This is a genomic window from Frankia sp. CcI49, assembly GCF_001983215.1.
Lineage (GTDB): Bacteria > Actinomycetota > Actinomycetes > Frankiales > Frankiaceae > Parafrankia > Parafrankia irregularis.
In genome coordinates, this window is the sequence record NZ_MOWP01000028.1 from 44,819 (window position 1) to 67,413 (window position 22,595).

Annotated in this window: 13 protein-coding genes and 1 pseudogene; 4 read left to right on the top strand and 10 right to left on the bottom strand. The window is 71.7% G+C overall.

Annotated elements, in window-relative coordinates:
• The first annotated feature begins 298 nt into the window (after positions 1-298).
• The 3 genes and pseudogenes from rsmG (at position 299) to CcI49_RS25155 (ending at position 3,346) form a co-directional block, all read left to right on the top strand.
• Complete coding sequence (rsmG, locus tag CcI49_RS25145) at positions 299-1,114, top strand: 16S rRNA (guanine(527)-N(7))-methyltransferase RsmG (protein ID WP_054569148.1); 816 nt, start codon at positions 299-301, stop codon at positions 1,112-1,114.
• Between the two features lie 106 nt (positions 1,115-1,220).
• Positions 1,221-2,081 (top strand): annotated as a pseudogene (locus tag CcI49_RS25150) (ParA family protein); the annotation flags it as partial.
• 341 nt (positions 2,082-2,422) lie between these two features.
• Positions 2,423-3,346 carry a ParB/RepB/Spo0J family partition protein gene (locus CcI49_RS25155; protein WP_054568834.1) on the top strand — a complete coding sequence of 308 codons (924 nt, stop codon included), beginning with the start codon at positions 2,423-2,425 and terminating at the stop codon, positions 3,344-3,346.
• 161 nt (positions 3,347-3,507) lie between these two features.
• On the opposite strand, the gene CcI49_RS25160 is transcribed toward CcI49_RS25155, so the two are convergent.
• The 10 genes from CcI49_RS25160 to CcI49_RS25205 all read right to left on the bottom strand — a co-directional run bounded on the left by CcI49_RS25160 (position 3,508) and on the right by CcI49_RS25205 (position 20,762).
• Positions 3,508-4,149 carry a GNAT family N-acetyltransferase gene (locus CcI49_RS25160; RefSeq protein ID WP_054568833.1) on the bottom strand — a complete coding sequence of 214 codons (642 nt, stop codon included), beginning with the start codon at positions 4,147-4,149 and terminating at the stop codon, positions 3,508-3,510.
• Positions 4,150-4,845: 696 nt separating this feature from the next.
• Complete coding sequence (locus CcI49_RS25165; RefSeq protein ID WP_054568832.1) at positions 4,846-6,114, bottom strand: N-acetylmuramoyl-L-alanine amidase; 1,269 nt, start codon at positions 6,112-6,114, stop codon at positions 4,846-4,848.
• Between the two features lie 531 nt (positions 6,115-6,645).
• The gene (gene trxA / locus CcI49_RS25170) at positions 6,646-6,972 is read right to left on the bottom strand and encodes a thioredoxin (protein ID WP_054568831.1); all 327 of its coding nucleotides are present in this window, start codon (positions 6,970-6,972) and stop codon (positions 6,646-6,648) included.
• 234 nt (positions 6,973-7,206) lie between these two features.
• Positions 7,207-8,247, bottom strand: a complete 1,041-nt coding sequence (trxB, locus tag CcI49_RS25175; RefSeq protein WP_054568830.1) for a thioredoxin-disulfide reductase — start codon at positions 8,245-8,247, stop codon at positions 7,207-7,209.
• Between the two features lie 274 nt (positions 8,248-8,521).
• On the bottom strand, positions 8,522-9,955 hold the full coding sequence (locus CcI49_RS25180) for a hypothetical protein (protein WP_241840237.1): 1,434 nt from the start codon (positions 9,953-9,955) through the stop codon (positions 8,522-8,524).
• Between the two features lie 9 nt (positions 9,956-9,964).
• Positions 9,965-10,786, bottom strand: a complete 822-nt coding sequence (gene sigM / locus CcI49_RS25185; RefSeq protein ID WP_076829919.1) for an RNA polymerase sigma factor SigM — start codon at positions 10,784-10,786, stop codon at positions 9,965-9,967.
• Positions 10,787-10,816: 30 nt separating this feature from the next.
• Positions 10,817-13,009 (bottom strand): protein kinase family protein, encoded by a 2,193-nt coding sequence (locus CcI49_RS25190; RefSeq protein WP_076829922.1) that lies wholly within the window; start codon positions 13,007-13,009, stop codon positions 10,817-10,819.
• 852 nt (positions 13,010-13,861) lie between these two features.
• Positions 13,862-17,470 carry a murein biosynthesis integral membrane protein MurJ gene (gene murJ, locus CcI49_RS39900; RefSeq protein ID WP_083749713.1) on the bottom strand — a complete coding sequence of 1,203 codons (3,609 nt, stop codon included), beginning with the start codon at positions 17,468-17,470 and terminating at the stop codon, positions 13,862-13,864.
• Positions 17,470-20,052: a DUF6049 family protein gene (locus CcI49_RS25200; protein ID WP_116437497.1), complete on the bottom strand. Its 2,583-nt coding sequence runs from the start codon at positions 20,050-20,052 to the stop codon at positions 17,470-17,472. Before CcI49_RS25200 ends, murJ begins: the two co-directional genes overlap by 1 nt.
• A gap of 236 nt (positions 20,053-20,288) precedes the next feature.
• Positions 20,289-20,762 carry an NUDIX hydrolase gene (locus tag CcI49_RS25205; RefSeq protein WP_076829929.1) on the bottom strand — a complete coding sequence of 158 codons (474 nt, stop codon included), beginning with the start codon at positions 20,760-20,762 and terminating at the stop codon, positions 20,289-20,291.
• Between the two features lie 162 nt (positions 20,763-20,924).
• Between CcI49_RS25205 and CcI49_RS25210 the strand changes: the two genes are divergently transcribed.
• Complete coding sequence (locus tag CcI49_RS25210; RefSeq protein WP_054568825.1) at positions 20,925-22,406, top strand: CCA tRNA nucleotidyltransferase; 1,482 nt, start codon at positions 20,925-20,927, stop codon at positions 22,404-22,406.
• The last annotated feature ends 189 nt before the right edge of the window (positions 22,407-22,595 follow it).

Below are 22,595 nucleotides of genomic sequence, written 5' to 3' on the forward strand. Positions count from 1 at the left end.
CTTCGCCTGGATGCCACTCCCCTGCCGGCCGGAGTCCGTCCGCCGTTCCCGGGAGGGCGGTCAGTTCCAGCCTCTCTCGAGGTGAACCGGTCCAATCGGCCCTCCTCGCGCCCTTCCAGGCAGCCCACCGGAGCGGTCTCCCGAACCTGTTGGGCCAGTCCGGCTTTCGTGGCACCACCCGCTCGGGGGGCGCGGCTCGCCGCGCCGCAACGGAGGCCGGGCGGTGAGTACTCCCCCGACGGACTCCGCCGACGGTCTCCTGGACTCCGGCACCGCCGCGGACGTTCGGTCCGAGGCGATCGAGGAGAGCCAGGAGACCGAAGTCGTCCCCGATGCCGCGACCCGCGTCTTCGGTGATCGGTTGGAGCTGGCCGTCCAGTACGCGGAGCTGCTGGCGACGGCGGGCGTGGAACGAGGCCTGATCGGCCCGCGTGAGACCGGCCGGTTGTGGTCCCGGCATCTGCTGAACTCCGCAGTGCTCGCCGAGGCCGTTCCCGCCGCCGCCGAGCTCCCCGGCGCATCCGGACGGGTGCCTGAGGTCGTGGACGTCGGCAGCGGCGCCGGGCTGCCCGGTGTTCCCCTCGCCCTGGCCCGGCCGGACCTGCGGGTCACCCTGCTCGAACCAATGGAACGAAGGTGTCGCTTCCTGAGCGAAGTTGTGGCACAACTTGGCCTGGAAGAACAGATTGAAGTGGTGCGTGGTCGGGCACCGGACCTCGCACAGCGTCCGCCACACCGTGATTTCGACGTATCCGTGGCCCGTGCGGTGGCTCCACTCGGCCGCCTTGGCGCGGTACTGCTGCCGATGACCCGTTCAGGCGGTGTCATGCTTGCACTACGCGGCTCGCGAATCCTTGAGGAATTGCAGGCGGCGCGTAGTGATCTCGATTCCCAGGGTTGGCGCGAGGTGGACGTCGTGACGTGCGGAGCTGACCTGGTGGAGGAACCCACCCGCGTGCTTCGTGCGACGCGTACCGTCGCGGCGGCCCGCGGGGACGGCGGGAGGGGACGGCGCGGCACGGATGACCGGCAGGCCAGACGGGCGACACAGCCACGGCGAGTACGGGAGGGAACTCCTGATCGACCGGCACGTGGGCGGTCACGTTCCACGTGAAACAGAGATGCCTTACCAGACGGCGATGGCACCTGAAGCAGCGTCGACGGATCGAGGAGGCCTGACCTATGGGACGTCACCGGGCGGTGGGTCCGGATTCCCGGGGCTGGACCCTCTCGATTCATCGACCCCGATCGGAGCGGCGGCAGCAGCGGCGGTGGAAGCACTGACGATGGAACGACGACGACCCTTCCCGCGACCCAACCGGCGGCGCATCATCACCGTCGCGAACCAGAAAGGTGGCGTCGGCAAGACGACGACCACCGTCAATCTCGCGGCCGCACTGGCCATGCACGGCATCCGGGTGCTCGTGGTGGACCTGGATCCCCAGGGCAACGCCTCGACCGCGCTGGGAGTGGACCACCGCTCCGGGACACCATCGATCTACGAGGTGCTGGTCGGCGACCGTCCGCTTGACGAGATCGTCGTGCAGTCGGGAGAGGCCGAAGGGCTCTTCTGCGCGCCGGCCACCATCGACCTCGCGGGTGCGGAGATCGAGCTGGTCTCCCTGGTCGCGCGGGAGACCCGGCTGCGGCGGGCCATCGAGGGCATGCGCAACGAGGTCGACTACGTCCTCATCGACTGTCCGCCATCACTCGGCCTGCTCACGGTCAACGCGCTGGTCGCGGCCCGTGAGCTCCTGATACCGATCCAGTGCGAGTACTACGCGCTGGAGGGCCTCGGCCAGCTACTGCGTAACGTCGAGCTGGTCCAGGCACATCTCAATCAGGAGCTCCGGCTGTCGACCATCCTGCTGACCATGTACGACTCGCGCACCCGGCTCGCCGACCAGGTTGTGCACGAGGTCAAAGAGCATTTCGGGGATCGGGTCCTGAACACCACGATCCCACGGAACGTGCGGCTGGCCGAAGCGCCTAGCTACGGGCAGTCCGCCCTCACCTACGACCCGGCGTCCCGTGGGTCGCTGTCCTACCTCGCGGCGGCGCGGGAGCTCGCCGAGCGGGGGGCCGACCGCGGGCCGCGTGGCGGTGGGCTGGCCGGCGGAGCTCCGCCGGTGGGCGATGCCCGGGCCGCGGCCGAATCCGTGCCTCGGGCCGATCACGGGCCAGGGGCCGGCGCGGGCGTGCCCGCTGCGGCCGCCCCGAGCGCCGCTGGGGCGACGAGTGGCCACTCCCCCGCCGGACATCCCGGTGCCGGTGGTTTCGTTGCGCACGGGCCGGCTGAGCGGCACGCGACGGGCGCACCCTACGGTCCCGCGGACCGTCGCGGCGGCCCGGCTGACGGCTACGGCCCGGCTGACGGCTATGAGGCGGCGGACGGCTACGGCGCCCCGAACGGAGCCCGTCGATGACAGCGCGGCGAGGCGGCCTCGGCCGTGGGCTCGGAGCGCTCATTCCCGCGGCTGCCGAAAGCGCGGACGCCTACCAGTCGATGTCCGCCGACCGCGGCTACGCCCCCGCACCGGTCGCGGGGGCGGTCTTCCGTGAGATCCCGCTGGACTCGGTCACGCCCAACCCGCGCCAGCCTCGCAACCACTTCGACGAGGACGCGCTCGCGGAGCTGGCCGAGAGCCTCAAGGAAGTCGGCCTGCTACAGCCGATCGTGGTGCGTGAGCTGCTTCCAGGCCGGTACGAGCTCGTCATGGGCGAGCGCCGTTGGCGCGCGTCGAGGCTGGCCGGGCTCGACCAGGTCCCCGCCATCGTGCGGGAGACCGCGGACGACGCCATGCTGCGCGACGCGCTCCTGGAGAACCTGCATCGCCAGCAGCTCAATCCGCTGGAGGAAGCGGCTGCCTACGAGCAGCTGCTGCGGGACTTCGGCGCGACCCACGAGGAGCTCGCCGGGCGGCTGGGGCGTTCCCGTTCGCATGTCACGAACACCATCCGCCTGCTGGGCCTGCCGCCGGCGGTCCAGCGGCGGGTCGCGGCCGGGGTGCTGTCGGCCGGGCACGCCCGCGCCCTGCTCTCCCTGGACGATGCCGACGCCCAGGATCGGCTGGCGACCCGGATCGTCGCGGAGGGCCTGTCCGTCCGGGCGGTCGAGGAGATCGTGGCTCTCGGCGAGGAGGGGCCGCGCAAGCGTGCTCCGCGCAAGCCGCGCTCCCCTGTCCCGGCGCTGACCCAGATCGCCGATCGGCTCGCCGACCGGCTGGAGACCCGGGTCAAGGTGGACATGGGCCGCAACAAGGGCCGGATCACCGTTGAGTTCGCCACGCTGGAAGACCTTGAACGCATCGTCGAGGCCATGTCCCCCGACTCGACGATCTCCTGACTGGACGGGGGCCCTCGGAGTCATCACCACGGCCCGGATCCCGGCTGGACCGGATTCGGCCACGAGACTCCGAGCGGCCCGCCCACGCTGGGCCCGCCCACGCCGGCTTCGAGAAGCCGGCCCACGCCCGACGCCGGCCCTGACGGGCGGCGGAAGTCGGCTCAGATCGCCCCGGGAACGGGGTTCACCTGGCCGCGTAGCACGCCTTCGGGACTCATGGACCCGAGGAGACGCTCCAGGGCCACCTCGACGTCCTCCCGCCAGCTCACCGCGTTCTTGACCTCGAGGCGCAGGCGGGGCCAGCGATGATGCGGCCGGACGGTCTTGAACCCGACGGCGAGCAGGTAGTCGGCTGGCACCACGCAGCGGGTGTCGGAACCCTTCAGATCCCCGAAGGCCTCGATCGCCCGGTAGCCGCGTCGGGTGATCTCCTTCGCGACCGCCTGGACCAGCACCCGGCCCAGACCCTGGCCGGTGAACTCCTCGACGATCTGGGCCGTCATCAGCAGCACCGCGTCCGGGCTGACGGGACTTGTCGGAAACGCCACCGAGCGGGGTACGTGCGCCGGCGGCGCGAACATCACAAAGCCGGCCGGGACGTCGTCGACATAAGCGATTTTTCCGCAGCTGCCCCATTCGAGGAGGGCGGCGGAGACCCAGGCTTCCTTCTCGATGTCCGTGGCGCCGGCCTCTTCCGCGCGGCTGCGGGCGACTGGATCGAGTTCCCAGAAGACGCATCGCCGACATGGGAGCGGTATGTCGTCGATGTTGTCGAGCGTGATGTTCGCGATCCGTCGACTCATCGAGCTACGCCTCCCAGCGGTTCGGACAGCCTTGTCCGGCCGGAACTATCGCCTACTTCCGACAGCCTAGGGCGCCTGCCGGCATTGATGACGACGGGCACGCCGTGAGGTGTTCCACGTGAAACTTTGCCGGGTGGGCGTTGCGGACCGAGGCGCGGCGTGCGTTGCAGGGGAGCGGCGTCCGCTACCCGGCAGCGGCGCGGTACGGGGGTGGCGCCGAGCGCTGGAAGTAGGCGCTGAGCAGCGGAGCGGCTGCGGGCCGCCGAGGGGTATCGGACAGCGGAACGGCGTCGGATGGCCGAGGGCGTCGGGCAGCAGAGCGGTGTCGGGTGGTCCACGGGTGTCGGACAGCCGAGCGATGCCGGGCAGCAGAGCGATGCCGGGTGACCGAGGGGTGTCGGGCAGCAGAACGGTGCTGGGCGGGATGGATCGGCACGATCGGCGGCGCGGCGAAGCGTTCGAACGGCGAAGTCAGCGGGGCAGCCGAGTAGGCCGAGCAGGGGAGTCGCCGCGGCGCGGGTGGTTCTGTGTGGTGGCCCGCCTCGGGCCGCCGGGGCCGCCGCCGGGGCTGTCGCCACTAGCCGGACAGGATCTGAGGATCGTGGTCGGCAGGACGACGACAATCCTCAGATCTTCGGTCCGCCGCTCACCCGGCCGCGGCGCGTTCCGGCCTGTCGGCCAGGTTCGGCCCGTCGGTCAGGTTCGAGCTGCGATGCGTGGCACCCGCAGCTGGCCCGTCGGCGGGTCCTGCTCCGGCGGGAGGAACAGCCGCTGCGTGGCGGCGAGCAGCGCCTCCGCCACCGCGGCCCGGAACTCGGTGGACGCCAGGGCGGCCACGTCGTGGGCGTTGGTGAGATAGCCGAGATCGATCTGCACCGCGGGCATGCGGGTACGGCGCAGCAGCTCCCAGGTCTTGGGGTGGGCCCGGCAGTCGACCATGTCGGTCCGCGAGATGATCTCTCGCTGGACCAGCAGGGCGAAGCGCTCACCGACGGCCGACGACCCGCGTGCATGCCCGTAGTAGTAGGTCGAGACGCCCTGCGCCTGGCTCGAGCCGCTCGCGTCGACGTGTAGCGAGACGAGGAGGTCGGCGCCGATCTCGTTCGCGCGCGCGGCGCGCTCCGCCTCGGACGGAGACTCGTGCGGGCCGTGGACCAGATGCGCCTCGAGTCCGGAGGCGAGCAGGCGCGCCTCCAGCCGGGACGCCAGATCCGCCATCAGATCGCGCTCGCACAGCGGACCGCTCGTCACACCGGGGTCGTCGCCGCCATGGCCGGGGTCGATCGCGACGACCATGCCGAGCAGGGACGGACCACGGGCCAGCAGACGCACCGACTCACGCAGGACGTCCGGGCGGCCGCCGGTGACGGTGCGCTCCAGCCGCTTGAGCTCACGAAGCGTCCGCGGGCCGCACAGGCCGTCCGGGTCGAGCCCACGGTTGCGCTGGAAGTCGCGGACGGCGACGTCGGTGCGGGCGCCGAAGATTCCGTCGGCACGGCCGACGTCGAAGCCCATGTTCGACAGTCGCTCCTGCAACGCGGTGACGTCGTCGCCGACGAAGGGGTGCGTCACGCTGAAGTAGAGGAGCCGGTCACCCAGGCGGCGCCGAGCCTCCTCGATGGCCCGGAACGTGTCGGGGCCGATGATCCCGTCGACGGAGAGCCCCCGGCTCTGCTGAAAGGCCCGGACCGCGTTGTCGAGCTCGCGGTCGAACAGATCAGCCGTCACAGCCGGCTCGGTCGCCGCGGCCGACCGCTCCGCCTCGGTGGCCCCGGTCTGCCCGCCAGGCTCCGCAGGCTCGGCGGCCCCGGCGGTGGTAGCGGTGGCCGGCCCGGTCGCGGTGACAGGCGCGTTGTCCGCCACGGCGGCCTGGCGTGGTGCGACCGGCAGGAAACCGAGGTGGATGAAAGCTGCCCGTGCCTCGGCTACGGAGGGATCACGGTCACCAAGGCGCAGCAGCTTCACGAATGAGCACCTTTCGAATGTGCGTTCATCGAACCGTCAACCAGCGTCGAACCGGTTCGGCCGCCGAATCCCGCCATCAGATTAGGGCATCGCCGCTGGTCCGCGAGGGCTGCGATCCCCAACGTCCGGTTTTCCCGCTCCGCGACGGCTTTCGCCGGCCCGCGACGGATTCGCCGGCCCACGTGACGACGTCCGCGCGGTGTGACGGTTGCCTGTCACCGGCCGTGAGCGAGGGTAACGGGCCGGGCCCAGGTACCGGGCTGCATCCATCAATCGATCATGTCCACGGCCCGTACAGCCCCGTGGAGGGCACCTGCCGGTCCGGGCCACCTCCAGTGGCGGGCTGCGTCCACCAGGAGTGCCGAGGATGTCACCGGTGGTCGCGGAACCTGCCGCAACAGCAACGGCCCGCTCCACAGGGAACGGGCCGTTGCTGTTGCGGCAGGTGCGTGCCGGTGTTGCTGCTGACGCGGGATCAACGGCTCCGCGGAACCGTCATGCCCGCGGCGAAGCGGCGCGGCGAGGCACCGCTCAGACGTAGGCCGCCAGATCGCGCAGCAGCGCCGCCTTCGGCTTCGCCCCGACGATGGTCCGGTCGACCTCGCCGTTGACGAACACTGCCATGGTCGGAATCGACATGATCTGGTACTCGCGGGCGACCTGCGGGTTCTCGTCGATGTTGAGCTTGACGATCCGCAGCTTCTCGCCGTGCTCCTTGGCGATCTCCTCGAGCACCGGGGCGACCATCTTGCACGGGCCGCACCACTCGGCCCAGAAGTCGACCAGCACCGGCTTGTCGCTCTTCAGTACCTCGGTGGCGAACGTGTCGTCCGTCACCACACCGGTTGCACCTGCCATGGGGTTCTCCTCGGGTCGTTCCTGGTCTTCGCTGTCTCTAGCTGCCTGGGTGTGGCRGCCGCCGGTAGCTGGCGGCCCGCCTGCTGCTCGACGGGGKTGGCGCTCCTCCCCCGTCGGCCAGCCAATTGTCTGGCCAAACCGGGCGGATGGGGTACTCCGCCGCCCGGATGGCCCGCCCTTCCGAGCGACCAGCCCGGGCCGAGCGACCAGCGCAGGCCGGGTGGTCAGCGCGGTTCAGCTCGCCAGCGCGGGATCCGGCACCCGCGCCGCGACGGCGGTCGGGTCGGCGACGCCCTCACTGCCGGCGATGTAGCGCTCGGCGTCCAGTGCCGCCGAGCAGCCGGTACCGGCGGCCGTGATCGCCTGGCGGTAGGTGTGGTCGACCACGTCGCCACAGGCGAACACGCCGGGGATGTTGGTCGCCGTGGTCGGGTGCGCCACCTTGACGTAACCCTCCTTGTCGAGCTCGAGCTGGTCGGCGACCAGCTCTGTCCGGGGCGTGTGGCCGATCGCCACGAACAGGCCCGTCACGGGAATCTCGTCGGTCTCGCCGGTGACCGTGTCGCGCAGCCGGACGCCCGTCAGCTTGTCGTCGCCGAGGACCTCCGCGACCTCCGAGTTCCACCGGAACCTGATCTTCGGGTCGGCGAAGGCGCGCTCCTGCATGATCACGCTCGCGCGCAGCTTGTCGCGCCGATGCACGATCGTCACCGACTTCGCGAACCGGGTGAGGAACGTCGCCTCCTCCATCGCGGAGTCGCCGCCGCCGACGACCACGATGTCGTGGTCCCGGAAGAAGAAGCCGTCACAGGTCGCGCAGGCGGACACACCGCGGCCGAGCAGCCGGTCCTCGTGCTCGATCCCGAGCTTCTTGTAGGCCGAGCCGGTGGCGACGATGACGGACCGGGTGAGGTAGGTCTCCTCACCGACCTTGACCACCTTCGGGTTAGCGGCCAGGTCGACCTCGGTGACATCGTCGGGGATGAGCTCTGCGCCGAAACGCTCCGCCTGGGCGCGCAGGTTGCCCATGAGCTCCGGTCCCTGGATGCCCTCGGGGAAACCGGGGAAGTTCTCGACCTCGGTCGTGGTCATCAGCGCGCCACCGGAGGTGACCGCACCCTCGAACACCACCGGCCGCAGGTTCGCCCTGGCGGTGTAGATCGCCGCCGTGTACCCGGCCGGGCCGGATCCGATGATGACGACGTCCAGGACCCGCTCCCCGGAACGTTCGGTCCCGGCGGTCGGGACCGCCTGGTCCTTGCCCTGGGCTGCCACACCCGCTCCCTTCATGATCGTCGACGGCCTGCCGCCGACGTCCCTCGCCTCGCCTGGTTTGGTTCGACTTCTCTTCGGTTCTTCGATACTGCGGTTCTTCAGATCCTTCAGGTACTGACGTCTGCCCGCATAACCGCGCGCGCCTGTCGCTGATTCCAGCAGTGGATCACAGTGGCCCGCCACCTACATGTGACGTCGGCACGCCGGGCCGGCTGGATGGTTGGCGGCTCACCCACCTGCCGGGCGTCCGGGCTGTTCGGCGGCGCTCGACCCGCTAGCCACGGCTCGCGTTCACGCTGTACCAGACGGCACCCGGAATCGGGACGGATCCGCAGTGCGCGTCGATGACGACGAGGTGGGCGGTGGTCGGCTGCCCGGCGACCGAGAGCACGAGCATGATCGCCTGCTGGTCGTCGAAACGCACCCGGTCGAGCGCGATGACGGAACCGCCGGTCTGCGCGGAGAGGGTTTCGTAGCACATCCGTAGCTGCGGGGTGTCGTAAACCCGGGCCAGCGACTCAGGCGTCGTCGCCAACACCTGGTCGGCACCGGCGGCCTGGTCGGCGGAGGCGGCGCCGGCGGATGGAGGAGGGGAATCGGCGGTCGCGGCCCCGTTGGTGGCGGCGGACGTGGGTGCCGCGGCCTCCGTCGCGCCGGAGCGGCTGCCCAGGGCGGACCAGGCAAGCCGTGTCATCGCGAGCTGGCCCGCGAGCAGCTGCTGGCCGTGGGCGACGACGCCGGCGGGGCGCAGGACCTTGTCGGTGTCGGCGACGAGCACCCAGCCACTGCCGGCAGCCGACGTTCCACCGGCGGCAGCCGCCTCGTTCGCCGCGGACGAGGCGGCTGTGGGCAGTGCCTCGCGCTGCGGTTGGGCAGCTGCGCCGAAGGTGCCCGCCTCCGCCGGGTTGGCAGCGGCGACGGCGGCGTCAGCCGTGGTCTCCGCGCTGGTTCCGGAGGTGAGCCCGCGCACCGCGAGAACCGCGGCGCCGAAGGCGACCAGCGCGACGCACGCGGCCGCGATGGAGATCCAGTCCCGAGCACCGCTGCTGCGGTTCCCCGCTGGCCGGCCGCGGCGCCCACCGGCATCGTGCTGCCGGGATCCGGACCGGGGCCGGGGTCCGGATCCGGTCCGGGGCCGGGGTCCGGATCCGGGCCGGGAGCCTGAGGCCCCGTCCACGAGGCTCATCCGCCGGATACCCGCGGGCGTGATGTCGGCTGCCGGGACGTCAGCGGCGTCGTCGAGGCCGTCAGCGGGGTCGGTGCCGAGCGGACGGCCCGCGGGCCTGCCGCCGGCGGCCGAGGCGCCGGAGCGGGCGGCGAGGGCCGCCTGGATCCGCTCGGCGACGTCGTCCGGCATCGTCATGCTGGCCAGCCGGGCGAGCTCGGCCCGGACCCGGCGCAGCGCGCTCAGCGTGTCCTGGCAGGCGAGGCAGGAACGGAGATGGCGGTCAACCCGGCTCGCGGTCACGCCCGGGGATGCGCCGGGGCCCGGTGGATCAGGATGGGTGTCGAGGTAGGCGTCGAGCACCTCGATGTCGGGATGGGCGTCCCGCCGCCAGGCTCGCCCCTGGCCGGCCTGGCCCGGCCCGCCGGTACCGATACCGCCAGCACCGTCAGCGAGTTCGGAACAACCGGAATCATCGGAATCGCCGGGGCCCGTGAGGTGCCAGCCCGGATCAGAGTCCTGGGTGCCGTGCTCGTCCGTCATCACCGTCGATCACCTCCTCCGGCGAGTCAGTCGACCGGCCCTGCGGGCGGTCGGGTTCGTGTTGTCGCCCGCCCCTGAGCCTGCGGCCTGGCCTTTGGATCCGTCCGGCGCGTCACGCCGTCCCACATCTGAGACGGAAGGGGACGCCGGCTGGTTCCCGCCAGGGGGCTGGGGTGCCCTTTCGGGGGCGAGATGTCCGAGATGAACGGCGAGTTGGGCCCGGGCCCGCGCGCAGCGGCTTTTGACCGTTCCGACCGGTATATCCAGGAGCTGGGCAACCTCGGCGACCGGTCGGCCCTCGACGTCCACCAGCACGACCGGGGCGCGCAGTGTGACGGGAAGCATGCCGAGCGCGGTCTGGATGTCCATCCGGGTGTCGTGGTCGGTGATCGCGTCGCGGACGTCCACCGGCTCGCGGGGAAGACCGTCGGGAGACGACGGAAGAGGCACGGTCGGGCGCGCCGCCCGGCGGCGCAGGCGGTCCAGGGCCGCGTTGGTGACGATGCGGTGCAGCCACGTCCCGACGGCCGCCTCGCCGCGGAAGTCGGCGGCCCGGCGGTGCGCCGAGAGCATCGCCTCCTGGACGGCGTCCGCCGCCTCCTCCGCGTCGCTCAGCAGGTTGAACGCGACCGCCCACAGCCGGTCCGCGTGCGCGCGGAACAGTTCGCCGAACGCCTCCGGATCACCGGCCACATGCCGACGAAGCGCGTCGGCGTCCGCCGCCACACCAGCGTTCGGGGCCGCCGCCGCTGCGGCCCCGGCCCCGTTCCCGCGCGTGCCGTGTCGGCTGTCAGGCGGGGACTCCGCCCGCCCCGCTGCAGACGGGTTCACCGTCTCCCCAGCCCCGCCGCCGCGACCCGATCAGCGCTTGAACTCGACCTCGGCGATCGAGCCCTTGAGCTTCCCGTCCGCACCCGCGGGCAGCTCAGTCAGCCAGACCACCCAGTACTTGTGCTTCTGCTGGTCGGACGGCATCGTGATCGAAACCTTGCCGGACTTGCCCTGCTGCGCCACGCCGACGAGCGGATAGGTGTTGATGTCGTTGGCCTCGGTGTCGCCAGCCCGCAGCTCGAACGAGACTGGAGCCAGGGAGCCAATGGTGACCGCCACCTCGCTGGGTGCGACGGGCTCGTTGAAGGTGAACCGAAGACCGACACCTTCCTTCAACCCACCGAACTGCCGAGGCGGCGCGTAGCCACTGGTGGTCCACTCCGTCGACGTGTTCCCGTCGGCCGCCTTCGAGACCGAGTCGTTGTTCTCCTCGCCGTCACCCGGCGGAGGGTCGAAGGCGGTGACGCCCGCGATATCGATCTTCTGTCCCGTCGAGAGCATCGTCGTCGACGACGGGCTGGTGCCGGGGTCCGTCCCCGGAGTTTGGTCGTCCTTGTTCTGCAGTGCGATCACGGCGACGATGGCGACGAGGACGACGACCACGGCGAGCGCCAGCCAGGGCAGGACGCGCCGGGCGGTCGAGCCGCCGCGGACCCCGTCGGGCGGCGGGATCCGGTTGTCGTCCGGGTGCCGCCGAGTCTCGGACGGACCACGCTGCACCGGATAGCCGTCGTAGCCACGCTCGCGCTCGTCGCCGCGGTCGTAACCGCCCCCGCCCGCGCCCCCACCTGCGCCGTACCCGCGCTCCTCGTAGGCGGTCTGGTCGTAGCCGCCGCGGCCCATGTAGGCGGTCTGGTCGTAGCCCCGGCGGTCGTAGCCGCTGCCCGTAGCACCAGCAGCACTGCCCGCACCGCCGTAACCGCCGCCGCCCGGGCCGGGGTAGCCGCCACGGTTGTCGTAGTCACCCCGGCTGCCGTAACCGCCACGGTTGTCGTAGTCACCCCGGTTGTCGTAGCCGCCGCGACCGTCATAGTCGCCCCGGCCGCCGTAGCCATCTCGGTTGCCGTAGCTGTTCGGGCCGCTGTCGTAGCCGCCGTAGCCGCCCCGGTCCTGGAAGTCGCCGGTGGCCGGGCCGTAGCCGTCCACCGGCATCGCCTCGGTGCTGGCCGGGCCCTCGTCGCCGAGGCTCATCAGACCGGTGTCGAGCACCTGATCGACGGGGCTGACTGCCTCCAGCTCGGCGACCAGCTCGGCGGCGGTGGTGATGGGTGCGCCGGCCCGCTCGTCGCCGAGGGTCGCCAGCGCGATCGCGTCGAGGTCGCGGGGGACCGCGGCGTTGACCTGCCTGGGCGTCCGCAGCCGACCGTTGGCCGTCGGGGCCGCCGGCAGCGCGTGCTCGCCGAGCAGCGGCCACGCGCCGGTCAGGCCCGCGTAGAGCAGCGCGCCGAGGGCACGGACGTCCGCCAGGTCCCCGGCGGCGCCGGTGCCCGTCCCGTCGTCGCCCTTCGCCTCCGAGCTCGAGCCCGCGTCGCCGTCCGCACCCGCACCCGCACCCGAGTCCGTGCCGGCGCCGACGGTCGGCTCGGCGCCGGTGGCCGAACCGTCCAGCCCGGCCAGGATCCCGCCGATCTCAAGATCGACGACCTTCACGGTGCCGTGGCCGGAGACGATGACATCGCCCGGGTTGAGCCCGCCGTGGTGGATCCCGCGCTCGTGCGCCGCGGCGAGGACCCGGGCGGCGGCGAGCACGATGGCCCCCGCCTGCTCGGGGCGCGGCGGGCCCTCGGCGGCGAGCTGGCGCAGCGTGCGCCCTTCCACCCACTCCGAGACGACGTAGGAGATGCGGGTCGACCCGGTGGTGGTCGTCGTCGCGTCATAGGTGGACGCGGCACCGGGATGAACCAGCCGGCCCGAGCTGATCGCGGCCTTCAGCAACGACTCGGCGACCTCCTCGAGGGCAGCCTGGTCGGCCTCGGACCCGGGATCGCCGGAGCCGTCCGGGTGTTCGACGATGCGCACCGCCACCGGCCGGGCGAGAACGTTGTCGTCGCCCCGCCAAAGTGTGACCGGGCCGCGGGTGTTCAGCGGCGCGAGCAGCCGGTAACGCCGGTCGAGAACGGATTCGGCGAGGACGGCGGTGCTGGCGGGCAGGTGCGCCGGCGCATCGTTGGTCACGTTGTTATCGACGTCCGCGCCCTGCGGTCGGTTGCTTCCGTCGACCACAGTGCCTCCGTCGTCCGCATACCCGCCGGTGGGTCACCCCACCCGAACCGGGCAGAGGATCCGCCCAGCGTTCCACCACTGCGAACGAACACCCGGGCACCCTCCGTCGCCTTGTCAGACGTAGGGCGCCCAAGGTGCCCCAAGCCTGGGTGCTGCGCCTGGTTCACCGGCGACGTTGGGCGGGGCCCGCGCACAGCGTGTTCAGTGTACGAGGCCAGCCCTGACATCTTGCGGATGTCTCCAGACAAGCCAGGTTGACGCACCGAGTGACTGCGTCCGCCCAGGTAACGGCCACGGAAACCGGGACCGGTGTGACCGGGTCGAGAACAGGCCCTCCACTCGTAACGGGCGAGGCTTCTGGCGTTTCCGGTTGGCTTCTCTTGGTGTCTGATCCTCGCTGGCGGCCGGCAAATTTTCGACAGATAGTCACGCGAGAACTACCTTTAGTTGTTTCGCGGGCGGGGTTGTCATCATCGGAGGTCGCGGAAGGGGGCGGCGGCCACGTGGCTGCTTCTCCGGACCCACCTGGTCGAGGTCGCCGCCACGCTCACACTGACCAGACGTATCGGGCGTATCGGACGGATCGGTCTGGCTGGTCCTGATTCGTCCGTCGGTGCGAAGGCGGCCTGTCGGTGTGTCGTTCGCGGCCGCGCGAGCGGAGCCGGCCGCCTTCCGTTGCTTTTGAGCAAGACCGAACGATCGTGGTCGCCGGGACGACCAGAATCCTTCAGTCTTCGAGTCTCCACCGCCGCTGCCCCGCTCGTGCGACCGCTGCCGACTCGCGCGGGACATGCCCGGCCGGTCCGCGGCAGCGGGCACCCGACCAGCACCCGACCAGCGCGGGATTCGAGCTCAGCGGGGGCGACGCCGCGGGTCGGGGGGTCCGCCGCGGCCTCCGGACGAACCCCGCGATCCACGTTCGCCGCTGCCGCGTCCACCGCGTCCGCTGTTGTCAGCGCCGCTGCCGCGGCCACGTCCGCCACCGCTGCGGCTACCGCCGGGACCTCGCCCGCCGGGGTCGCGCCCGCCGGCATCACGTTCGCGCTGTTCGCGCTGTTCGCGCTGTTCGCGCGGTTCGCGCTGTTCGCGCGGTTCCCGCCGCTCCCGCGGTTCACGGGCGCGATCCTGATCCGCCGGGACCCTGGGCGGCCCCGACGACCGGCTGGCCGCGGGACGTGCGCCCGAGGACGTCCCGCCCTTGCCCGCGCCGCCCTTGCCCGAGCTGCCCGGGGACGCCACGCTCTGGCGGGCCGGTCCGCGCCGGCCCGCGCCGAGCTTGCCGCCGACCATCCGCATCAGTGCCGTCATCTCGTAGAGCCCGCTGCGCACCGAGATCACGACGAAGGCGAGACCGCCGACGACGAGCCCGATGACGACCGCGATCCCCGATCCGAGCCAGCCGTGCCCGAGCACGTCGCGGACGACGTCCGCGATGACGCTGGCCAGCACGGCGCCGATGCCGGCGGTCACGCTCACCCGGGTCGTCACCCGGGCGACGCGGTTGCCGTCGATGCCGCCGAGCTTGCGCCGCAGCAGGACGGTCGTCGCGACCAGGCCGCTCATGTAGGCGAGCGCGAAGCCGAGCGGCAGCACGACCGCGCGATGCTCCGGCGCCGCCAGGTGGGACAGCACGAGGGCGGCGACGATGTTCGTCGCGACCACGCCGATGTTGACCAGCGCGGGGGTGCGGCTGTCCCGGTAGGCGTAGAAGGCCCGCAGCTGCACCTGGAACAGGGCGAAGGGCACGAGCGCGATGGCGAAGGCGCTCAGGGAGTCGCCGATCCGCACCGCGCCGGCGACGTCGACCGCGCCGTGGTTGAAGATCGTCACGGCGATCGGGCGGCCCAGCGCCAGCAGGAACAGGGCGGACGGAACGATCGCGGTGACCGTCATCCGGGTCGCGGTCGACAGGTCCTCGCGGACGAGCGCGGTCTTGCCGGCGGCCGCGTGGTTGCTCATCCGGGGGAGCAGCGCGGTGACCACCGAGACGCCGATGATCGCGTAGGGGAGCTGGAAGAGCTGGTAGGCGTTCTGGTAGATCGTGGTGACTTCGCTGTGCTTGTCGTTCGTCAGGTTGGTGATCACCGCGAAGCCGAGCTGGCTGACCAGGACGTAGAGCAGCGTCCAGCCCGCTAGCTGGTAGGCCGACCGCAGCCCCGGGTGGCGCAGGTCGAGGCGGGGCCGGTAGCGGAAGCCGACGGCACGCACGGTCGGGAGCAGCGCGACGGTCATGATGATCACGCCGAGGGTGGTTCCGCCGGCCAGGACGAAGGTCTGGGCGCCGGTGATCCCGTCCACCGTCGGCGGGCGGTCGCCCGGGACGAGGAAGAACGCCACACAGGTCGCGATGACCACCAGGTTGTTCAGCACCGGCGCGAACATGGGCGCGGCGAAGGACTGCCTGGTGTTGAGGATCGCCCCGAGCACCGCGCCGACCCCGTAGAAGAGCACCTGGGGCATGAACCAGCGCAGCAGGTCCGTCGCCAGTGCCTTCTTGGCGGGATCGTTGCCGTGCATGTAGATGCCGATGATCTCGGGCGCGAGGATCATCCCGAGGACCACGGCGGCGCCGAGGCCGAGCACCGTCAGGGTGACCAGGGACGACGCGAAGCCGTCCCCGCCGTCCGGATCCTCCTTCGAGGCACGGACCAGCACCGGGACGACGGCGCTGGTGAGGATGCCGCCGAGCAGCAGGTCGTAGAGGACGTTCGGGGTCGTGTTCGCGGTGGTGTACGCGTTGCTCACCACACCGACGCCGATCGCCGCCGAGATCGCGACGGTGCGCAGGAAGCCGGTGGCCCGCGAGGCGATGGTGCCGATCGCCATGATGCCGCTGGCCCGGCCCAGGCCGGCGCTCTTCGCCGGCGCCTTCTTGCGGCTACCGGTGCCGGTGCTGGTGCCCCGGCCGGTCTGCGTGGACGTCGTCCGCCGGCCGGCCGGGGCCGGTGGCTGCCGCGGCGGGCCTTTCCGGGCCGGTGCCGCCGGCCGCGGGGTCCTGGCTTTGGGCGGCGCCGCGCTCGGCGGTGGCAGCCGAGCGGTGCGATCGTCGTAGGCGTCCTCGTAGGCCTCTTCGTAGGGACCCTCGTGGACGTCCTCGAAGGGCTCCTCGTAGGCCGCGTCCTGGATCGGCTCGTAGGGCGGCTCGTCGAGGTCCTCGAACGGCTGGACGGGCGGCTGCGCGGGCGGGCGGTTCCGGGGCGGCCCGGTGTGCCGCGTCGGCTCACTGAGGTACGCGGGCTCGCCGTGCCGCATCGGCCCGCTGTGGTGTGAGGGCTCGCCGTGGTGTGTCGGCTCGCCGTGGTGCACCGGGTGGCCGCGGGGGGCGGTGCCTGGGGCCGGTGTGCGGGCACGCGCCGCCCGCGTCGCGGGCCCCCCTTCGGACGGGGGCGGGACGGGCGGGGCGCTCGGGAGCCTGCGGGTCTGCTCACCCCGCTCGACAGGCCCCCGCGGGTCGGCGGGGTACCCGCTGATCCGCTCGTCGTCCACCTGGTAAGACTTAGGCGACATGCCCGGGTACGGGGTGATACGGCCGGCTCCGCTGTCGTACGGGTTTCCGGTGTTGTGGTGGCCGGCTACCGGTGATGGTGGCCGTGCCGGCGCCGGTGGGGTCGGTGGACCGCCCGGATAGGCGGAGCCGGACGGCACCCGGCTGGTAGGCGATGATCCGTCCGGATACCGGGCCTGGCCGGGGTCGGTCGGCGGGCGTGCCTGGTCGCCGCGACGGCTCCGTTCGTATGCGTCGTATTCGGCGCGGTTGATGTAGCCCGCGCGGCCTGGGTGGCCGGCGTGGCCGGCGTTCTGATCGGGTACCGGCCGGCCGTACCCGGCATCGTCGTCGTAACCCGGTGCGCCTGGGCCGTAGCCGCGCTGGTCGCGGAGCCGCCGCTGGTCACTGTGGCCACGCTGGTCGCTGATTCGGCGCTGATCGCCGTAGCCGTCGCCAGCGCCGTGCCCATGCTGGTTGCTGCGCCGACGCGGGTCGTCGTAGTCCTGCTGATCGCGGTAGTCCTGCGGGACGTCGTAGCCGTGCTGGTCGCTGTGCCGGGGCGGGTCGTAGGGTGCCGCCGACTCGTAACCGCCCTGCCCGTACGTGCCATGGTGGTCCTGGGAAGACCGTGACCGGGTAGCCGGCGGCAGGTGACCGTCGGCTGGCCCCCACCCGTCGCGCTGCTGCTCATACGGGGGCTGGGTCGCGCGGCCCCGGTGCTGGGCGGGGTCGTCCCAGTGCGCTGCGGAGTCTCCGGCGGGTCGGGCCACGTTCGGACGGTAGCTGTCCGGGCGCTCGCGGGCATCGGGAAACGGTGGTGCTTCCGTGCCCGGCTCGGGTGCGTTCACGTACTGGTCGTCTCCGTGGCCGGTGTACCGCTCGACCACATACGGATCGTCGGCCGCGGGGCGGTAGGGCCGATCATCATGATGATCGTCGGAAGGCCGCCGGCCATGACCGTCGTACGGTCCCATCACCGGCCATCCGGGCGCTGGGGCTGGGGCTGGGGCTGGGCTGTCGACCCTGCCGGTGCCGCCGGGCGGCCGAAGCTCCACGGCCCGGCGCGGCCGAGATCCGGGCCGCCGGCATGGTGCGGGTCGCGGGCGCGGCCCGGGTCGCGACCATGGTCCAGGCCGCCAGCGTGGTCCAGGCCGCCGGCATGGCGTGGGTCGTGCGCATGGCGCGGGTCACCGGCATGGTGCGGATCACTGGGGTGGTGCGGTCCCCCGGCGTGATGCGGGAACCAGTCCGGCGGCGGGGGTGGAGCTGGATAAGGGGCCCCGCCCGCACCGGCCGAGGGGTACTTCCTGAGCGGGAGGGTCGCCCGTTCTGTCACCTGGGGTGCCGGTGCGGGCGGGCCAGCGGAGTCAGCCTGCCCCGGTCCCGGTCCGCCCGGGAGGTCGTCGGGGGGCGCGCCCTGGGAACGCGAACGGGCCCGGAGCCGGCGGACGAGGCGGATCAGCACGGCGGCGAAGAGCACGCCGACCGCCCCGACCGTGATGCCGATGGCGATGGCCCCGTAGACGGTCGAATGGACCAGCACCCGCGCGGACGCCTCCGGGCCGATGGCCTGGCCGTCGACGGTCTCCAGCCGGATGTCGACCGGGAAGGTGCCGGCGCTCTCCGCGTCGACCTCGATCTCGATCTGGTCCTTCTGGCCAGCCTTGAGCACGCGGGTGATCTTGGTGGCGGAGATGAGCCGGCCGCGGTCGCTGGACGACAGCTTCACGACCACGGTCGCGTCCCAGTCGGAGCTGTTCTCCAGGGTGACGGGTACCCGGCCGCGGCTGCTGGTGAGGTTGACCATCTGTGATCCGACGACCCGGATGCTGGACTGCTTCTCCCGCATATCGCCGTCGGCCTGCTGGACGAGCAGAGCACCGCCCGCGCGGTCCGTGCGCCAGGCCGCCGACAAACCCATGATCAAAGTATTGATCATGGGTTTGTTCCTGGTCTGCTCGCAGACAATCTGATTCAGCCCCGGACTCGCGCCCGGCTGGCAGAAGACGGACCCGAGGACGTTGGCCTTGTCCCGGATCTCCTCGACCCGGTCGACGTAGTCGGCCGGCAGCTCCTTCGCCTGAGCCGCCTCGCCGTAGGTCAGTGCGGTCCGCTGCCGGGTGGCGTCCAGTTTGGCGTCTGTGGTCGCGCCGCGCAGATCGATCCCGGTCGAGTAGGTGCTCGTCGTGACGGTGCCGAGGATGGTGCGCAGCCAGCTGGCGGAGACGGCCGCGTACCGGGGGAGCGCGAGCACGACGAGGCGCTGCCGGTCCGGAGCCTGATCTGTGATCATCGCGAGCTCCGCCTGGAAGCGGGCGAGGGCGGGATCGTTCTGGCTGCCGTCGATGTCGCCGTCGGGGTCGGCGACGAGGTCGGCCAGCACATGGTCGGCGGACAGCAGGCGGACCTGGCCGGTCGCGGTCGCCATGGTGGTGGCTGCCGACGGCGTGTATGTCAGGCGCTGGGCGGCGGGGAGGAGCTGGTCGTCGACGATCACCGTGCCGTAGCCGTTGGCGCTCAGCGCGTTCACGGTGGTGGCGTCGGCGAGCCCGTCCGCGGGGAAGGCGGTCCAGCTCCCCCGCTGGATCCGGTCCTGCTCGTCCAGGATCTCGTTGAGCACCAGCTGGCCGGTGTTGACCGAGTACTGCAGCGCGTCGAGTTGGTCGGCGTGGACGAGCGCGGGCAGGTCGGTGTCCCCGTAGGGCAGCGCGAAGACGGTGCCGCCCGCCTTCGCGTAGTCACTGATCGTGGCTAGGTAACTGATCGCATCGGGGTTGGCCAGAGCGGGCTGAGGAGTCCCGGACGGCGTCGCATAGGAGTACCCCGTCTTCATCCGGTTCAGGGCCTGCACCAGGGTGGGGTCGACGCCGAGCGCGACGGTCGTCGTGCCGGAATCGATCACTCCTTCCAGCAGTTCTCGGAGCCGGCCGCCCTCCTCGATCTCCTGGGCCAGCGTGTTGTCGGTGAGCAGGCCGTCGGAGCGCAGCCGTGGCTTGCTCGCCAGTGGCACCACGGTCAGCACCGGCGTCCGCTGCGACTGTGCCACTCGGGGAGCGGACAGGACCACGAAGGTCGTGACCGTCGCCAGCCTGTCCAGGGCGCCTCCGTTGACCTTGCCGATGACGCGGATCCGCACCGGGAGGACATCCACACCACTGGCCGGGGTCCACGAATCGAGGTCGACGTCGACGGCGAACGTTCCGCCGGTCGGCGCCAGTTCCTGACTGGCACGGTTCGACGAGTAACCGGGGTCTCCTCCAACGCCCGATGCCACCTGTTGCAGCTTGCTGCGCGAGGTCAGCGGCGCGGTGCCGATGTCGACCCGAACGCCGAGGTCGGTAACCGACTGGGCGCCCTGGACGAGCACCGAACCGGTGATTCGCATCCGAGTCGAGCCGTTGCCGGGCGGGGTGACCTCGGTGACGGTGAGCTGGACGGCCTGGTTCGTGCCGGCGGAACTGGACGCGCCACCAGAGCTGCCCGAAGTGCCGCTTGTGTCCGGAGATGTCCTGGTGACCGGCTGGATTGTTGCGGTCGTTCCAGCCGCGATACCCACAGATGAGGCCGATCCTGTGGACAACTCTGTGGACAGCCCTGTGGAAACTGTGGATGAAGCTGTGGTCGCGGCGTTGTCCAGCGACGATCCCGCCACCGAGCGTGTGGTAGAGCTCGCCGGTTGCCCGCCGGTGACCCCCACGGCCAGGCTGAGAGCTGCCACCACACCGGCGGCGAGCCGCGTCGGGAACCGCACGCGGCTCGCCCGGCGCCGCCGCCGGGACGGGTAGGCCACGCTCACGACGCTTCGGCGAGGATCGTCGGGATCTCGTCGAGCAGCCGCCGTTCGTCCGCGTAGGCGAGGCGGTCGGCGACCTCGGCGAGCGGCACCCAGGCGACCTCCTCGACCTCGATGTCGTCGTCGGAGAGCGCGCCCCCGGTGCGCACCAGGAGGAAGTGGTGCACGGTCTTGTGCACCCGGGCCTCCCCGGCGACGAACCAGAAGTCGATGGTGCCCAGCGGGGCCAGCACCGCCCCGGTCACCCCGGTCTCCTCGGCGACCTCCCGGACGGCTGCCTCCTCCGTGGTCTCGTCGGCCTCCACATGCCCCTTCGGCAGTGACCACAACAGTCGCCCACGTCTGTCCCTACGGKCGATCAGGGCCGCGTTCGCCCCGGCTGACGGCGTGTCGAGCACCAGGCCACCCGCCGAGGTCTCCTCCACCCGGCGCAGCGGCCGGCGGCCGGGCGTCGTCCTGGGCGGGGAGGGCATGCCCTGATCGTACGAGCAGCGGCCGAATCGGCCTCGTTGTGTGTCCGGTTCGTCCGCGTGAATCGGCTCAGTTCCTGGTTCGGGACGTCCCGAGCGTGACGGGCCGGGCCATGGACCGGCTGTGGACGTCCCGGTGGGGCCGGGCACCCGTAATCTGAACGTGTGGCTGTAATCAGTCTTGACAATCCCCGGGATTCGGCGGAGCAGGTGGTGAGCGAACTGCTGCGGGTGCCCGCGCCCGCGGATGAGCTGGGCCGGATCTTCGCCGACCATGGGCATGCCCTGTACCTGGTCGGCGGCTCCGTCCGGGACTCGCTGYTGGGCCGGGCCAAGAGCGCCCCAGACCTCGACTTCACCACGGACGCCCGCCCCGAGCGGGTCCTGGAGATCACCCGGGGCTGGGCTGAGGCGACCTGGGAAGCGGGCATCGCCTTCGGCACGGTCGGCCTGGCCCGCCGCGGGGTGCGGTTCGAGGTCACCACCTACCGCAGCGAGACCTACGACCGGACGTCCCGCAACCCGACCGTGACCTACGGTGACGGGCTGCATGATGACCTGGTCCGGCGGGACTTCACCGTCAACGCGATGGCGGTGTCCGTCCCGGGGCATGACTTCGTCGACCTGTTCGGCGGCATGGCGGACCTGGCTCGCGGGGTTCTGCGTACCCCCGGCGCGCCGGAGGCGTCCTTCGACGACGATCCGCTGCGGATCCTGCGCGCCGCCCGGTTCGAGGCGGCACTCGGGCTCACCCCGGAGCCCGAGCTGGTGGCGGCGATGCGGTCGCGGGCCGCGCGCATCAAGATCGTCTCCCCGGAGCGGGTGCGCGACGAGCTGCGCAAGCTGATCGCCAGCCCGAACCCGATCGCCGGGCTGGAGCGGCTCGTCGAGGTCGGCATCGCCGACATCGTGCTGCCCGAGCTCGGCGCGATGCGGATGGAGATCGACGAGCACCACCAGCACAAGGACGTCTACGCGCACACGATGACCGTGCTGAGCCAGGCGATGGCGCTGGAGGACGACGGCCCGGACGAGATCCTGCGCTGGGCCGCGCTGCTGCACGACATCGGCAAGCCGCGCACCCGCCGGCACATCCCCGGCGGGCGGGTGTCCTTCCACCACCACGAGGTCGTCGGGCGCGACATGACGCGCCGGCGCCTCACCGCGCTGCGCTTCCCGAAGGACGTCACCGACGCGATCTGCTCGCTGGTCTTCCTGCACCTGCGCTTCCACGGTTACGGCTCCGGTGAGTGGACGGACTCCGCGGTGCGACGGTACGTCCACGACGCCGGCCCGCAGCTGAACCGCCTCCACAAGCTGGTCCGCTCGGACTGCACGACCCGCAACCGCCGCAAGGCCGAAAGTCTGGCCCGGACCTACGACTCGCTGGAGGAGCGGATCGCCGACCTCGCCGCGAGCGAGGAGATCGCCTCCATCCGGCCGGAGCTCTCCGGCGACGACATCATGGCGCTGCTGGCGCTGCCGCCGTCGCGGCTCGTCGGGAAGGCACGCGAGCACATGCTCGACGTCCGGTTCGAGCGCGGGCTGCTGGGCCGCGAGGCCGCCGAGGCGGAGCTGCTCCGGTGGGCGCAGGAGAACGGCATACCCGTCCCCGTTCCCGGAGACGAACCGGGCAGCGACGTCTAGTGCGGCGCCTCCAGTAGTTCCTTGCCGTCGGCGGCCAGCGCGGCCCTCGGGGCCCAGCCAAAACCGCTCCTCCCTGCCCGAAAGCAGCCGCAACGGCGGCAGCGGCGGCAGCAGCGGCAGCGGCGTGAAGAGTGAAGGGTTTTGGTCGTTCCGGCGACCAGAATCCTTCACTCTTACTCGGAAGCAGCC